7 protein-coding genes are annotated in these 16938 nt (G+C 58.5%); 4 read left to right on the forward strand and 3 right to left on the reverse strand.

What is annotated here, in order from left to right; translation table 11 throughout:
* Position 1: 1 nt before the first annotated feature.
* The 4 genes from CFB02_RS09090 to CFB02_RS09105 are packed head-to-tail and all read left to right on the forward strand — an operon-like array spanning position 2 to position 5232.
* A complete protein-coding gene (locus tag CFB02_RS09090; protein WP_088557745.1) occupies positions 2-1996 on the forward strand; it encodes an acetyl/propionyl/methylcrotonyl-CoA carboxylase subunit alpha in 1995 nt (664 codons plus the stop codon).
* Positions 1996-2901, forward strand: a complete 906-nt coding sequence (locus CFB02_RS09095) for a hydroxymethylglutaryl-CoA lyase (RefSeq protein WP_088557746.1) — start codon at positions 1996-1998, stop codon at positions 2899-2901. Before CFB02_RS09090 ends, CFB02_RS09095 begins: the two co-directional genes overlap by 1 nt.
* Positions 2902-2915: 14 nt before the next feature.
* On the forward strand, positions 2916-3491 hold the full coding sequence (locus CFB02_RS09100; protein WP_069183914.1) for a peroxidase-related enzyme: 576 nt from the start codon (positions 2916-2918) through the stop codon (positions 3489-3491).
* A gap of 52 nt (positions 3492-3543) precedes the next feature.
* Positions 3544-5232, forward strand: a complete 1689-nt coding sequence (locus tag CFB02_RS09105; RefSeq protein WP_088557747.1) for an AMP-binding protein — start codon at positions 3544-3546, stop codon at positions 5230-5232.
* 106 nt (positions 5233-5338) lie between these two features.
* Here CFB02_RS09105 and CFB02_RS09110 read toward each other — a convergent pair whose 3' ends face one another.
* From CFB02_RS09110 to CFB02_RS09120, 3 genes are all read right to left on the reverse strand, one after another.
* Positions 5339-12139, reverse strand: coding sequence for an Ig domain-containing protein (locus CFB02_RS09110; RefSeq protein ID WP_088557748.1), 6801 nt, complete (start codon positions 12137-12139; stop codon positions 5339-5341).
* Positions 12140-12338: 199 nt separating this feature from the next.
* Positions 12339-12908 carry a hypothetical protein gene (locus CFB02_RS09115; protein WP_157677803.1) on the reverse strand — a complete coding sequence of 190 codons (570 nt, stop codon included), beginning with the start codon at positions 12906-12908 and terminating at the stop codon, positions 12339-12341.
* Positions 12909-12910: 2 nt separating this feature from the next.
* Complete coding sequence (locus tag CFB02_RS09120; protein WP_172835816.1) at positions 12911-16903, reverse strand: RHS repeat-associated core domain-containing protein; 3993 nt, start codon at positions 16901-16903, stop codon at positions 12911-12913.
* Positions 16904-16938 lie beyond the last annotated feature (35 nt).

A 16938-nucleotide genomic window follows, 5' to 3' on the forward strand; every position in this document is an offset into this window, starting at 1 on the left:
AATGTTCAGCAAGATACTGATCGCCAACCGGGGCGAAATCGCCTGCCGGATCATACAAACCGCCCACCGCATGGGCATTCGCGTTGTCGCCGTCTATTCCGAGGCCGACGCCAATGCACGGCACGTGGCCATGGCTGACGAAGCCTTCCACATCGGCCCTGCACCCAGCTCCGAGAGCTACCTGCGGGCCGAAAAGATCATCGAGATTGCCAAAAAGAGTGGTGCCCAGGCCATCCACCCGGGTTACGGTTTCCTCTCGGAAAACACCGGGTTTGCCGAAGCCTGCGAAGCCAACAACATTGTCTTCATTGGCCCGCCTTCCTCAGCCATTGCCGCCATGGGCTCCAAGTCCGCGGCCAAGGCCATCATGGAAAAGGCCGGCGTTCCGCTGGTGCCCGGTTACCACGGCGACGACCAGTCGGTTGAAACCCTGCGGGCCGAAGCCGAGAAATGCGGCTTCCCCTTGCTGCTCAAGGCTGTTGCCGGCGGCGGTGGCAAAGGCATGCGCGTCGTGAACAACATGGGCGAGTTTGACGACGCCCTGGCCGCCGCCAAGCGCGAAGCCCAGAACGCGTTCGGCAACCCGGACATGCTGATCGAGCGTTACCTGACCCAGCCCCGGCACGTGGAGATCCAGGTCTTCTGCGACCAGGAAGGCAAGGGTGTGTACCTGGCCGAGCGCGATTGCTCCGTGCAGCGCCGCCATCAGAAAGTCCTGGAAGAAGCCCCGGCCCCGGGCCTGAGCGAAGAAACCCGCAAGGCCATGGGTGAGGCGGCCGTGCGCGCCGCCCAGGCCATTAACTACGTGGGTGCCGGCACCGTTGAATTCCTGTACGACGTCGACGGCTCCTTCTTCTTCATGGAGATGAACACCCGCCTTCAGGTTGAGCACCCGGTTACCGAAATGGTCACCGGCCAGGATCTGGTGGAATGGCAGCTGAAAGTGGCCTGGGGTGATGCCCTGCCGCTGGAACAGTCCCAGGTGAAAACCCGGGGCCACGCTCTGGAAGCGCGGATCTACGCCGAAGACCCGGACCAGGACTTCCTGCCGGCCACCGGCAACCTGCGCTACCTGAGCACTCCGGATGAAAGCGCCCATGTGCGCGTCGACACCGGCGTGACCGAGGGCGACGACATCAGCATCCATTACGACCCCATGATCGCCAAACTGATCGTGTGGGACGAGACCCGCGACCAGGCCATCAACCGCATGGTTCAGGCCCTGGAGCACTACCGCATTGCAGGCGTGAAGACCAACATCCGGTTCCTGCACGCCCTGGCGGACGCCCAACCGTTCCGGGAAGCGGAACTGACCACCGGCTTTATCGACGATCACCGGGAACTGCTGTTCCCGAAATCGAAGCTCGATACCCATAAAGCTCTGGTACTGGCCGCCGGCTTTGTTCTGGAACAGCGCAAATCCCGGGAAGTGGTCAGCACCGACCCCTGGTCGCCGTTCGGCCGCCAGAACAGCTGGCGCATGAACTCGGAGTTTGCCCAGCCGCTGCAGCTGCAGGTGGGTGAAGAGATTCACGACCTGAAGGTGCTGGAGCGCGACGACCGCTATCAGGTCTTCGTTGGTGACAGCGTCTACAACCTTACTGCCCGTCTGGATGACGACTACCTGCAAGCGGTCATCAACGGCCATCGCATCAGCATCCACGGCAACCTGCACAACGACCAGCTGGTGCTGTTCTACGAAGGCGACACCTTCAACTGCACCGTGTACAAGGAAAGCTACGGCTTCGAGGAAATGGCCGGCGAAGGCAGCCTGGCCGCGCCCATGAACGGCGCCATCGTCGCCGTGCAGGCCAAGGTCGGCGACAAGGTCACCGCGGGCCAGAGCCTGGTGATCATGGAAGCCATGAAGATGGAACACGCCATCAAGGCCCCGGCCGACGGCGTGGTCACTGAAATCTTCTTCGCCGAGGGCGACCAGGTTTCCGAAGGTGCCGAGCTGATTGCAATTGAAGTAAACGAAGAGGAGGCAGGCTGATGGCCTTTCCCAAACAGGTTCGCCTGGTTGAGATGAGCCCCCGGGACGGACTCCAGAACGAGCCCGGCCCGGTGATCGCCACCGTCATCAAAACCGGGCTGATCGACCGCCTGGCAGACAGCGGCCTGAGCCACATTGAAGCCGCCAGCTTTGTGTCCCCGAAATGGGTGCCACAGATGGGCGACGCCGCAGAGGTGATGGCCGGCATCAACCGCAAGGCTGGCGTTTGCTACTCTGCCCTCACCCCGAACCTGAAAGGGTTTGAGGGGGCACTGGCGGCGAAGGCCGACGAAGTGGCCGTCTTTGGCGCCGCGTCCGAATCCTTCACGAAGAAGAACATCAACTGCACCATCGCCGAGAGCCTCGAGCGCTTTGCGCCGGTCGTCGAGGAAGCACGCAAACACGGCATCCCCGTGCGCGGCTATGTCTCAACCGTGATGGGATGTCCCTACGAAGGTGACATTGCCCCGGAACAGGTGGCCACCGTGGCCAAGGCCCTGTACGACATGGGCTGCCACGAGATTTCCCTGGGCGACACTATTGGTGTGGGCACTCCGATCAAAGCCAAACGGATGCTCGAAGCCGTTGCCGCCCATGTCCCCATGGAAAAGCTGGCTGCACACTTCCATGACACCTACGGCCAGGCACTGGCCAATCTTTATGCGGTGCTGGAAGAAGGTGTCAGCGTCATCGATGCCTCCGTCGCTGGGCTCGGCGGCTGTCCTTACGCCAAGGGCGCCTCGGGCAACGTCGCAACCGAGGACGTGCTATACCTGCTTAACGGCCTTGGCATCAAGACCGGCGTCGATCTTGAAAAGCTGGTCGCCACAGGCGACTGGATCTGCGGCCAGCTGAACCGTCACAACGGTTCAAAAGTCGGCCAGGCAATGGGCGGTAACTGTTAAAACCAGGAGTAGTCATGAGCAATAAAAACGTCGTCGCCCTGGATCTCCCCATCCCCGAGATCAGCGACATGCCGGAAGACACCCAGAAGTACTTCCAGATCTGCCAGGAAAAACTGGGCATGATCCCGAATGTACTCACCGCCTACAGCCAGAACCTCAAACAGCTGGAAGGCTTCACCCGCCTCTATAACGAGCTCATGCTCGGCGAAGGTGAACTTTCCAAACTGGAGCGGGAAATGGTGGCCGTGGTGGTCTCCTCAGAGAACAAATGCTTCTACTGCCTGGTAGCTCACGGCGCCGCCGTGCGGGTACTGAGCGGCGACCCACAACTGGGCGAGCACATGGTGATGAACTACCGCAGCGCAAAACTCGACAAGCGCCAGCGGGCCATGCTGGATTTTGCATCCCACCTTACCCGCTCGCCGGCCACCGTCACTGAAGACGACATCCAGGCCCTGCGGGATGCCGGTCTCAGCGACCGCGGCATCTGGGACCTCAGCAACCTGATCGGTTTCTACAACATGTCCAACCGTGTGGCGATTGCCAGCGATATGCAACCCAACCCCGAATACCACAGTCAGAGTCGCTAGCAGGCAAACCACCCTGCTCGCCCTCGAATACAAAAACAATGGAGGCAGAGATATGAGCAAGACTCTACCAAGCTATACCAGCGGTACCGCCGAAGCGCCCCTTTTGGGCATGACCATCGGCGATATGCTCGACCGCACCGCAGAGAAATTCCCGGACACCGAAGCCCTGGTGTGCCTGCACCAGGACATTCGCTGGACCTACAAGGAATTTGTTGAAAAAGTGGATGAAGCAGCCAGGGCCTTCATGGCCATTGGCGTCAAACGTGGCGACCGCGTGGGCATCTGGTCCCCCAACCGCTACGAGTGGACCGTTACCCAGTTCGCCACCGCCAAGGTCGGTGCCATCCTCGTCAACATCAACCCGGCTTACGGCGTGCATGAACTTCAGTACGCACTGAACCTGGCAGGCATTACCGTGCTGGTTACTGCGGACAGCTTCAAGGCCTCCAACTACCGCGAGATGATCTACGAACTCGCTCCCGAGCTGAAGCGCAGCGCGCCGGGCAAGCTAAAGGCCGACCACGTGCCCGAGCTGCGCTCCGTGATCAACGTGCACGAAGACAAGCACGACGGGATGTGGACCTGGAAAGAGTTCGTCGGCTTCGGCAGCGATGTGTCCAAAGAGGACCTGGAAAAGCGCCAGGGCGAGTTGCAATTTGACGACCCCATCAACATCCAGTTCACCTCCGGCACCACCGGCAATCCCAAAGGTGCCACCCTCACTCACCACAACATCCTGAACAACGGCTATTTCGTGGCCGAAAGCCAGCTGTTCACCGAGAAAGATCGCCTGGTTATACCGGTGCCGCTCTACCACTGCTTTGGCATGGTGATGGGCAACCTCGGCTGTATAACTCACGGCTCCACGATGATCTACCCGGATGAAGGTTTTGAGCCGAAATCCGTGCTCCAGGCCGTGCACCAGGAAAAGGCCACCGCTCTCTACGGCGTGCCCACCATGTTCATTGCTGAACTGGCGGATCCGGATTTTGAAACCTACGACCTCTCCTCCCTGCGCACCGGCATCATGGCCGGCTCCATCTGTCCGGCGGAGGTGATGAAGAAGGTCAACGGCAAGATGAACATGAAAGAGGTTCAGATCGCTTACGGTATGACTGAAACCAGCCCGGTTTCCACCCAGACCAGCTCCCTGGATCCGTTCGAGAAGCAGGTTACCACCGTGGGCCGTACCCAGCCGCACCTGGAAACCAAGATCGTTGATCCGGGCACAGGCAACGTGGTTCCGCGTGGCGAGATCGGCGAGCTGTGCACCCGTGGCTACAGCGTGATGCTGAAATACTGGAACAACGAAGAGAAAACCCGCGAAGCCATCGATAACGCCGGCTGGATGCACACCGGTGACCTGGCCACCATGGACGAAGACGGCTACGTCCAGATCGTTGGCCGCATCAAGGATATGGTCATCCGTGGTGGTGAGAATATCTACCCGAAAGAAATCGAAGAGTTCCTCTACACCCACCCGGCCATCGAAGAAGTGCAGGTAACCGGTATTCCCGATGATAAATACGGCGAAGAGCTGATTGCCTGGGTGAAGCTGGCCCCGGATGCAGCCCCGGTCACAGCAAAGGACCTGCAGGCCTTCTGCAAGGGCAAGATTGCTCACTTCAAGATCCCGAAGAACTACAAGTTCGTGGACGAATTCCCGATGACTGTCACCGGGAAGATTCAGAAATTCAAGATGCGGGAGATTTCGATCGAGGAGATGGGGCTGAAGAAGTAAAGCAGACGGAGAGACTGCACTCTGCTGGATTCCTTGCAGGCAGAGTGCAGTCTGTTTCGTCAGGGGTAAGGTTCAAGCCCAACCAGCATAGTTGAGCCCCTCAGCTTCAGAACCAACTGAACTTCGACAACAGATCCCATAGCTTATCGGCCAGCCAATCAAAGAAGTTTCCGAAGTCGAAAATACTGCCTGGATTCGGTCCGGTCTTCGCGACGTCCACGCTAAAGCTTTGCTGATCACTACCACCAAACCCATCTTCAACCAACACAACCACCTCAAAGGTACCTGACTGGTTCTTCGTTGGCGTCCAATTAATCAAGCCAAGACTGGAGTCAATAACCATCCCGGACGGTGCGGAAACAAGCGAGTAGATCAGGCTATCACCGTCTTGATCTTCCGCCGTTACCGTGTAGCTATACAGCTTTTTGGTCCGCGCCTCGGTTTTAGGCTCTGAGATTATGAACGGCGGCCAGTTGTTCACCTCACCCACCATCAGCGCACCCGCATCCCAGGGGTTCTGGCGCTGGGCGCCTGTGGCGTCCACGTTGAAGGCGAAGTGTTCGGTGGCCGACAGGTTGACGCCCTGCCCCAGTGCACCCGTATCCCACGGCGCCAGGGCGTAGTTATTGGCACTGGCATCCACGAAGATAACCTCGCGGTTGCGGAACGCCGAGTCCGGGCTGGAGTCATCCGAGCCAACGTTGTTGCCGGTCACTGTCCAGGCAGCGGCCCAGGATACATAGTCGGTCTGGTAGTTGACCGCCAGGTTATTGAACACCTGAGACTCACCATGCTCCACGCGCAGGCCGATGCGGTTACCGACCAGGGTGTTGTTGTACACAAACGCCGGGCCCGCGGTATGGATACCGTGGTTCACGTAGCTGCCGGTAAACCCGGTCACGACGTTGTTGCGCAGCACATACACCGCATCCGGGTCGGCCGCCTCGATGCCGCTGCCGCGAGAGGGGTCACCGGTCACCGTGCCGGCAATGCGCAGGGCATCCAGCACCACCGTTGAACCGGCGTCCTGCTGCTCAACGATAACACCACCCACGGCATCGTAGCCGTTGTTGCGCACCCAGATGCTGCCGCCGGTACCGCGAACGTTCACGTGGTTATCGCGGATGCGAATGCCATACACGTCGTTCTGAAGCGCATCCACCTGCAGCTGGTAGCCCGCCTCCAACACAATCGTGATGGGCTTGTCGGCGCTGGTGTTGAAGCCGTCGATCACCACCGGTGTGGTATCCACCAGCCCGGTGGAGGCCTGGGCGCGGATCAGCAGCGGATGAGCCATGTCACCGGCTTCCGCCGCCTCAGCGGCCAGGGCTGCCTGCAGGCTGGTGTAATCGGCACCGGCCGCCGGATCGGTGTTCACCGTCACCAGCCGCGCTCCGTTGCTGCCCGCCGGCGACACAATCAGCTCGAAGGTCTGGGTCGCCATGCCACCGCGGCCATCCGACACTTCGATGGTCACCGGGTAGTCGCCAACCTGCGACTCCGAAGGCGTCCACTGAACCACACCGGATGCCGCGTCCACGGTCATGCCCTGTGGCCCGCTCGCCAGCGCGTAGGTCAGGCTGTCGCCGTCGTTATCGGTGGCGACCACCGCGTATTCGTAGGTGTTGCCCTGCTCCACCAGCGTCACCGCTTCACTTTCGATGAACGGCGGCCAGTTGGAGACCTCGCCGACCGTATGGGCACCGATGTCCCACGGCGACTGACGGGGCTCCATGCGCAGGTCCACGGCGAACGGGTACTGGCTGATGGTGCTCAGATCCGCACCCTGGCCTACCGCCGCAGAATCCCACGGCGCCAGCTGGACGTTAGCGTTCTGCGCATCCACAAACTCAACGGTGCGCTCGCGGAAGTTCGCCTGCGGGCTGGTGGCGTCCAGGCTCAGGTTATTGCCACCGGCCGGCCATTCGCCCGACCCGGCCAGGTAATCCCGCTCGTTGTTCACCGAGAGGGTGTTCCACAGCCCACCGGTGGCGCGATTCACTGCAACGCCCACGTGGTTGTTCACCAGCGTGTTGTTGTAGGCGAAGGTACGACCACTGAGGGACAGGCCATAACCACCGGTTTGCGCGGTGAACCCGCTCACCTCATTGTTACGGACCACCACCGTGGACACCGCACCCTGCACCAGAATACCCGCCGCACGGGCCGGTGTTCCGGAAATGTCACCGCGGATGGTCAAGCGATCAAGGAATACCTCCGAGCCTTCAACCCCACCGGATACCTCAACGGCAACGGCCTCATCAAACCCGTTATTGCGAAGGCTGATCTGCCCACCTTCGCCGGCCACGCTCACATGCGGCACGGCCACCGACAGTGCGCGGGCGCCAGAGGCGGCGGCATCGACACTCAGGTGGTAGCTGCTCTCAAGGATGATCGACAGCGGCATGTCCGCCGTCGTACCGGCGTTGTCGATACGAACCGGCGAGCTGTCCACCGCGCCAGCGCTGGAGCGGGCACGGATCACGATCGGACGAACGAAGGTGTTTGGCAGTGCGGCCACCGCATCCGCCAGGCTGGCGAAGTCCGCGGTGGCGTCGGTGGACGGATCCACCGTGTACACCCGCGCGATTGAACCGTTAGGCGAGACATCCACCGCAAAGGTCTGCTGGCTGACACCGCCCAGCTGGTCACGCACCTCAACCACCACCGTGTGGCGGCCCTGCTGGTCCATACCCGGCACCCACTGAATCAGGCCCGATGCGGCATCAATGATCATGCCCTCCGGTGCATCTAGCAGTGAGAAGGTAAACACATCGCCGGGCTGGCCGCTGGCGATCACCTGATAGGTGTATTCCTGACCATCCATCGCGTCACCCGGTGCGGAAGACACAATGCTGGGGGCCTCGCCCTGAATCATCCACTCCAGAGCCGCCAGATTCGGGGTAACACCCACCGGGGCAGACACGGTCACGCTGCCCTCACTCCAGGCGCTGCTGCCTTGAGCCACCGCCGGGAAGGTCAGAGACGAGCCGGACACCAGAGCCAGTTCCGAAGACAGCGACTGCCCCTGGGCCGTGGCAGAGCGAATGCCCAGACCGGTGTTCCTCAAACGGGCACGGTACTGATAGCTCACAGTGGCGCCATCAGTCTGCTGGCTCAGCAATTCGTAGGAGCAGATAAATAGAGTTTGCCCGGCCGACTCATTATCCCGGTTCACCATCTGCACCGCCGGGGTCAGTGTGCCCTCGAAAGTGGGGTCGGCACTGACGGCCGTCGCAAACTGCAGGTGATAGCTGGCATCGCCATCGATCTCGCAATCATCCTGGCCACGAACCCGAACCTTCTGGGGCTCGGACCAGTTCTCCGGCGTGAATTCCAGATACGCCTGTTCGTTAACGATCTGCCCTTCACCGGTATCCGATACCGACAGGTTCAGCAGCACGGTGGTACCGGCACGGGGAGCATCGTCCAGCACCACGTCAAACTCGGCCTCGGTGACGCCGTATTCATCGGTCACCGCCTCGGTGACCGGGGTGACGCGAGCGGCGATTTCCCGGTCGGATTTGCGGATCACACAGCAGGCTTCCACGCGAACCGAACTGGTGTTGTCTTCGATCACCGCAGACACCGCGTAGGTGCCCACCGGCAGGCTGTCGATGTTCCAGCTGTAACGGTCACCCTCACCCTCGGCACTTTCGGGCAGGTCGGCGACAATCAGGTTGGTGTCGTTGTAGTACAGGCTGATGCGGGCATCGCTGTCCGGGTCCTGATCCACCCACTGAATCTCGATGTTGCCGCCGTAGGTATCCACGGTGGTGTCTGGCAGCACAAAACTCAGCGTCGGTGCATCGTCGATACCGTCCTTGTTGGTAAAGAACCGCTGAACCGGAGACCAGCCACTGGCCAGGCCACCGGCGTCCACCGCCCGGGCGCGCCAGTAATAGGTCTGGTGATTTTGCAGCGGCGCTGCCACCGTCCAGGACAGGGCATCCACCACGGCGGAAGCCAGCGGGGTTTCCAGCAGATCGTCCTGGTACAGCTCGAACTCGTAGGACACCGCATCGCCATTGGGATCGGTGACCGGGTGTACCGACAGGGTCGGCGTCAGCACTTCCACCCAGGCCTGGTCCGCAGGGTTGTCCAACGTGGGTGTACCGGGTGGCTGCGCATCGATGTACATCTCGAAGCTGGCTGTCACCCAAGGACCCTGAGCAGAACCATCATCGGCCTTGGCGCGCCAGTAGTAACGCTGCCCTTCCCGCAGGCCATTAGCCGACCAGGAGGTTTCACCATTCACGCCCTCGGCCACGGTGCCGGAGGTTTGCAGCGCCTGGCTGTCAAAGGTGTTCACTTCATCGATTTCGAACCAGTAGTCCAGGCTACGGCGCTCCGGATCGTGGGCGTTGCCCACCACTAGCGTGGCGCTGCTGCCCATTACCACCTCGCCCTCCATCGGCGACACCACCGTCGGCGCACCCGGTGCCAGGTTGGAGGTAGAAACAATAAAGGTGGCCGGGTCAGACACCCGCGTGGCGCCATGCTCATCGGTGGCCACGGCAATCCAGAAGTACAGCTGGCCGTTGATCAGCGGGGTGGACACCGTCCAGGCGGTTTGCCCCTGCTCGCCCTGAGCCAGGCCACTGACCTGTGCCACCGGGTTGCTGAAGTCCGCGTCGTCCTCAGCGAAAACCTGGAACTGGTATGTCAGGGCATCGCCATCGATGTCGGCGCTGTTGTTGGTGATCAGCGTCGGGGTCAGGGTATCCACCAGGGTCTGGTCCGATGGTTTGCTGACGGTAAACGCGGTGGGCGCATCGTTGGCAGTGTTGACAAAGAACCGGCCATTCACCCACTCACTGGCGCCCGCCGCCGTGCGGGCATTCACCCGCCAGAAGTAGTGGGTGTTGTCATTCAGGGCACTGCCGGCGTCGCTGCCCATCACCACCTCGGTGGTGCCGGTGCCTTCGGGTACGCCGTTGGCGGCGGCCACCTGGCGGGTCATGCTTTCGTCTTCGTACACCTCAAAGGTGTAATCCACGCTGCCAATGTTGGCGTCGTGGGCGCCATTGGTCACCTGCAGGGTGGGCGTCAGGCTGGTGACTTCGGCGCCAAAGGCCGGCGTGGCCAATTGGGGTTCCGCAGGAGCCAGTTCGGCCACGGTGGGGTCGGATTCGCGCAGGAACTCGTCCTTGTCGGTAATGCCGTCACCGTCAAAGTCACCGGTGCCGTCACGGGTCAGGTCGCCGAATTGTTCGATTTCCCAGGCGTCGTCCATGCCATCGCCGTCGCGATCGGTTTCCGGGAACACCACCACCTTGGCGGTTTGCAGAGCCGACAGCTCACCGTCGGATGCACTGAATTCCAGCACATAGGTGCCCGCCTGCCCTACCTGTGGGAACCAGCTCAGCACACCCTGGCCATTGCCTTTGTCCTGGAAGGTCGCGCCCGCCGGCAGGTTCAGGGCCGACAGCGTGGGTGTGGTTTTGTTCGGATCGCTGGCCTGCACCAGAAAACCCACCTGCCCGGTTTCGTAGGTGGTGTAGTTGGCAATGTGCTGAATCACCGGGGGCTCGTTGGCTTTCAGCTGACCACCGAAGGTGAGTGTGTAGCCGGTGCCGCCGGTGGTGTCGAAAATGTTCAGGAAGTAATCGTAATGAATCTTGTCGTCCTGAATGGTTTTGGACAGCCAGTAGTTAGCCGGGCTGAGCACCTTGCCATCGGCACGCACCACGCTGGTCAGGGATTCGGTGCCCTCGTACGGGTCGGTTACCTTGATGTGCACCGGGCCCGGAGTAGCGGTGTTGGAAAGTGTGCGGTTAATGCCGGAGCCGCCGGTAACCGCGCCACCCAGGGAGCCACTCTGGGAAGTGACCGCCAGGCAGTCACTGCAATCCGGCTGGTTGGTGCCGGTGTGCTCGGATTCGTACACCCGCACCGAATCGCCATCCTGCGCCAGGAAGTCCCGCACGGCGTCCCGGCCGGGCAGGTCCACTTTTACATCCCGCAGCAGGAAGTGGGTGTTGACCGCTTCAATCAGGGAGGTCAGTTCACCGCCGAATTCATCGGCGTGGGTAAAGGAAGCATTGAACTCGGTAAAACGGCCGGTGAGCGAGGTTTCCATCACCCAGCGCCCGGTGGTGTTGGATTCGGCCGGAATGGTGCCGAAGTTCAGCAGCAGGGTTTTGTTCACCGGCGCATCGTCGACAAAGCTGCCGGTAATCAGGAAGTCCACCAGCAGGCCCCGTTCGTTTTCTACGATCTTCGGCTGGGCGGATTCAATCTTCACGCTGTGGGCCGCGCCACTGCCATTGTTGGCCACGCGCACGCCCAGGTTGTAGGGCTCTACCGGTTCGATTTCAGAGGTAAAGGGGTTGTCGCCATTCACTTCTGAAGGCAGGAAGTAATCCAGTACCAGGTTGGGCTGGGGCTTGACCACGATGGTATCTGGCGCCACTTCGATGGTCTGGCTTTCGCCACCGTAGGTGAAGGACAGGCTGGCACCCACGTAATACAGGCGTCCCGCGCCGTCATCACCGCCGGCACCCACCGTCGGAACAATCAGCCAGCGCAGCTCGCCTACCTCGGCGGGGTCGATCACGCCATCGGTAATCGCACCGTCGTCACCCTCGCTGAGGGAGCTGATGTTGTTGTGGGCATCCAGGGAAATAAAGAAAGCCGCGGAGCTGTGGCTGGGGTTCGAGGAAGCCACCACGGTGTTGCCGTCGCTATCCTCAAACTCGATATTGATGTTGATGTTTTCCAACGGCATGGAATCCAAGCTGTTGATAATGCGCATATTGGCTTCAAACGCCTGCCGCTCCAGAGTCAGCTCCTGAGCGATCTCGATTTTTACCACCGCACACAAGGATTCCTGGGCATGAACATTGGCTGCGAACAACGCCATCCATGCGAACCACCAGACTCCTACTACTCGCGTCGCCTTCATGCTTACTGCTTCCTTTGAACACTGCTTATCAAATGGGGTTTATACGCTCTTCCCGTACCCACCTAAACCATGAAATACTAAACGGGGCCCCGCCCTCTTCGCTTACGGAGCTTGTTTCGCCTTTAACAAGAACGAGCAATTCGTTCGCGAACAAGCTCAAGCTTTTTCAGATTAACAACGGAAAATTCATCTTTTTACGTCAATCACAGTATCCGCTGTCAATGTCAAACTGTGAGAATCTCTCCCTAACACCAAGGTAAAACTTCTGCTTTTCAATAGGCAGCGATTTCACATAATGGTCGATATTCTTGATAAGCTTTTCATTACAGCTTGTTGCAGCCGCGGTGGCGGCAAACCTGAAAAATCGATCTTCTCCAATCTCTTTTCTGAAAACATTTATCACTTCTTCGCTCTCAAATCTGGCCAACAGAAAAAGTAAATTCTTATACGATGAGTCTCTATATTTAATTTGCTCTAAAGCAAAATAAAAAATCTCTTCTTTTTCGTCTATCAAACCATTATCTGAGGCTTGAAAAAGGCTATCTGCCACTTTAATCCTATATGATCTAAAGGCTATGGATTTGCATCTAATATGCAAATACTTTTCCCACTCCGCTTGAAAGAATTCAGCTTCCTCTTCACTGATTCCGCCCCGTAGCATAGAGTCAATTTCACTTTCCTTTCGGGAAAACACACTATCTTCCTCACACTCAGAAGCAAACGAAAAACCAACATTTAAAATAAGCACTAAAAAAAACAAAGCTCGCACAATCAAAACTCCCCAAGCTTGTAGATCGGAACCCTGATCGAATCGTAGTAGTTATCTACCAACTCTTCGGTCTCATAATTTTCCGTATAATCATAAGACCAATATATCTTTTCTACCTTCCCACATTCCAGTTGCTTTTCTGCCTCACAGTAAGCCTTATAATCGTATAAACGCTCAAAAACTTCATAAACAAATATATGAAGGTTTGTGTATTTTACTTTCCAAACCTCAAATGAAACTCCAAAACCTATTTTCAGTTTTGGTTTGTTCCAAGGATCCTCTATGTCAAGCCCCATAGAAGGACCCGCCATAAATATCTCATACTTAGTATACTGGGAGAGTATCTCCCTTTTTTCTCGCCTGAACCTGGACTTATGCTGATCAACAAGGAAATGCTCGCACTTTTCATTAGACAACAATCCGAGCGGATCAAAAAACCGAAGAGGATTAGATCGAGAGTAAGTATAGTAATTAATATCTGAGGTAAGACCCAAGGGATCAGATTGAATATAGCGACCTAACTCAGGGTCATAATCCCTAAAATAATTGTGATGCAACCCCGTCTCCTGATCAAAATACTGCCCCGGCAACCTCAGATTATTTTTGACCGCTATGATAGACGGTTTTGCATCCCCGAACGCGGTGTAAGTCACAGCCCATACCACCTCACCAGAGGTAGCCAGCATGCGCTGGGGCGTACCCAAATGGCTGTTCTGATAAAAATACACCTGTCCGCCATCCCGTTGGAACAGAGGATTGGTCATCCAGGTGGAGTTGGCGGTGTACTGGTATTCCTTGATCAGCTCGCCGGTGCTTGAGTACTCACCGACAAGGCCTGATTGGTTATAGAAGAAGTAGGTTTTGACACCGCCCACCTCTTTCCATAGTCGGTGGCCGAAGGGGTTGTAGCCGTAACGGGCGATGACCTGATTATTGGTGTCTTCCACGCGAACCAGTCGCTCCTGGTTGTTGTAAAAGTAGTAAGTGGTTTCCCCAGACACAGTCTTCTGGGTCATGTGGCCGTTAGCGTTGTACTGGTAGGTGGTGTCGCTTTGCCCGGTGAGCTGGTTGGCGCTGTTGTACTGCCAACTGGTGTCGCCGTTGTGGCTGGTGCGGTTACCTACACCGTCGTAGTCAAAGCTTTCATCGTTGGCGACGGGGTAATCGGCGCTGGTCAGACGATAGAGGTCATCGTAGCCATAGAGTGTGTCGCCGTCCTCGCCTGTCTGACTCAGAATATTGCCCACCGGATCGTACCCGTAGAGCACGCTCATCAAGGCGCTCTGGGCAGGGTCCAGCAGGGTGTTGGATTCCATACGCTGCAGGCCGTCATACTGGCGCTGGATCACGCTGCCGCCGGGCAGATTGATCTGCGTGGGCTGGGTCCATTCGTAATTGCTGAAGCTCACAAGCCCCACCCCGGGAATCTCGACGCTCTTGACCTGTCCGTTCGCATCGTAGGTGTAGGCGTAGGTGATGCCTTCCGGGTTGGTGTAGGTGGCGATGTTACCGGCGGCGTCGTAGGTGTAGCTGATGTTTTTGGTGAACGGGCCAAAGTCGGTACTGGCGGTTTTTAGCTGACCTACCTCATCGTAGGTGTAGCTGCCGCTGGTTTCCCCGTCGTCATAGGACGTAAGCTGGCCCAGATCGTTGTAACCGAGGTTGACCAATTTGGCGGGCACGGAGTCGTTGACGGTGTCGAAGAACTCGATGCCGGTCAGTTCGTCGGCATCGTTGTAGCTGTAGACCACCTTCTCACCGTTGGGCGTGATTTCGGTTTTCAGATTGCCGTTGGCGTCGTAGCTATAGGTTCGGCGGGAGACGTGTCCAGGCTCCCGGCTGCGTTCTTCTGCCAGCACTTGATTGTTGCCGTTGTATTCAAAACGGGTCTCCCGGCCTTCCGGGTCGGTCACTTTAATCAGGTTGCCATGGCTGTCGTAGGCCAGCCGGGTAATGCCGCCAATGGCGTCGGTGATCTCGGTCAGGCGTCCAAGCCCGTCATAGGTGCGCTGCTCGGTGTTGCTGTTGGCGTCGGTCTGCTGGGTGATCTGGCCTAACGGGTCCACAGTCAGCTGCGTTTTGGACTGCTTGCCGTCGTACTGGTCGGTGATGCTTTTCAGGCGGGAGCCGGAAGTGTATTCGAACGTTTGCTCGAATGTGGGGTACTGAGTAGAGGCCAGGCGCCCCGCCTGGTAGTTCTGGACGGTAGTGTTGCCATTCGGATCGGTGATCTGCTTCGGCAGACCCTTCGCGTTCATAGTCACTTCGGTGGTGGCGTTTTTCGCATCTTTGAACACAAAGGTGCGAGTCTCCCGGTCGTATTCCGTGGCCACGGTTTCATTCTTGGCGTTGGTGACCGCCACCTGCTCATTCAGCGCGTTGTAGCTGAAGGTGGTGACCGCCAGGTTCGGCCAGGTGGTGGTTTTCTTGTTACCGGCTGCGTCGTAGGCGTGCTTGGTGATGCGCCCGATGCCATCCACTTGCTCGGTCAGGTTGCCGGCGGCGTCGTAGGTGTAACTTTCCAATACGCCCTTGGCTGTGGTTTCGGTAAGCACCTGCCCCAGCACATTGTGGGTGTAGGCGGCGGTGTTATTTTCGGCATCGGTAAAGGAACTGACGTTGCCGTACTGGTCGAACCGCTCGGTGGTGAACGCATCGCCAGTGTTGGCATCGCCCACCCAGGTAGTAATGCGAGTGAGCAAGTCCGGGTAGCTGTAGCGAACGGTCTGTTGCTCGGGCGTGCCGACGGCCTGGCGGATTTCAGTCACCCGGCCTTTGCTGTCGTAATCCCATTCGGTGCGCGCACCTAGCTGGTCAACGTAAGCCGTGTTGAACCTGCCATCGGCGGAGTATTCCCAGGTTTCGGTGGTGCCGTCTGGGTGAGTGACTGTTTCCAGTTTGCCGAGGGCGTTTTTCTCATAACGGATTTCGTCACCGGCGGCGTTGATGGTGCGGTAGTCAAGCTCGGTGCCCAACCTTTTTGAGGTCAGCTCGCCGTTGATGGTTTGCTGATAACGCAGGCTGTCTGTGCCCGGGTTCGGAGAATTGTCGTACAGGGCCTCGCGTACAGAGCCATCCGGCCCCGTGATGGTGCGACGGAACTGGTCTTTCGCCTTGTCATACTGGTACTGGTATACGGTTTGCAGTTGGTCTGCGGTGGTTTCCGTCACGCTGTTCTGGTCATAAGCGTACTGGGTGACGTTGCCGTTGGGGTCTGCGATGGTTTTGAGTTTGCCCTTGGCAGTGTAGGTGTACTGCCAATCCTGCCCGCGAACATCATTCACGGTAACGAGCTGGCTGTCCGTGTTGTAGGTGTAGGTCACCGAACGGCCAGTGTAATCCGTTACTGTGGCAGGGCGATTACTGGTGCCGTCGTAGGTGATGGTCAGTAGCAGGTTGCCGAAATGGTCCTGAATCTGGCTCGGGCGGTTCTGAGCATCACGAATAATGGTGTTCTGATAAAGGGCGTTGCCGTAGGCGTCGATGTGGCCCCGGACGGCGGCGCCTCCGTTAACGCCGGTTTGGGCAGGGGTTTCCGGTACATAGCGAACCCAGTTGCCAGCGGCATCGCGCCAGACAATGGCGCTTTCACTTAGCTCGACGCGCTCGCCGAGGGCTTCATTACCGGATATCAGTGTCTGACCCTCAGCGCTGGAGCCGACCTGCTGGTCAAACACGGCTTTGAAGCGCTCCACCTCACCATGCAGGACGTACCATGGGCCATCCTCACCGGTTCCGGTGGCTGGCGGGCGACTGATGACGGACTGCCACTGCTTGTTCCATGTCCATTTGCCGTCGATCCACTCGCGGGAAATCGCCAGGTCATCGCCAAAGCTGGCGATGCGCAGGTCAACGTAGTGCGCGTCCAGCCCGATGCGTTTGCTGGCCGGCGACTGCTGAATCGTTTCGATGCCGGGCATGGCCTGCACGACGGCACTGAGGAGAAACAGGAACGCAAACCTGAGCGAGTTCTTGATGGACATTACTTCAGTCATCCTTGAACGGGTCCTTGAAAATAGTCTGGTTGTTG

It is taken from the genome of Marinobacter sp. es.042, assembly GCF_900188315.1.
Classification (GTDB): domain Bacteria; phylum Pseudomonadota; class Gammaproteobacteria; order Pseudomonadales; family Oleiphilaceae; genus Marinobacter.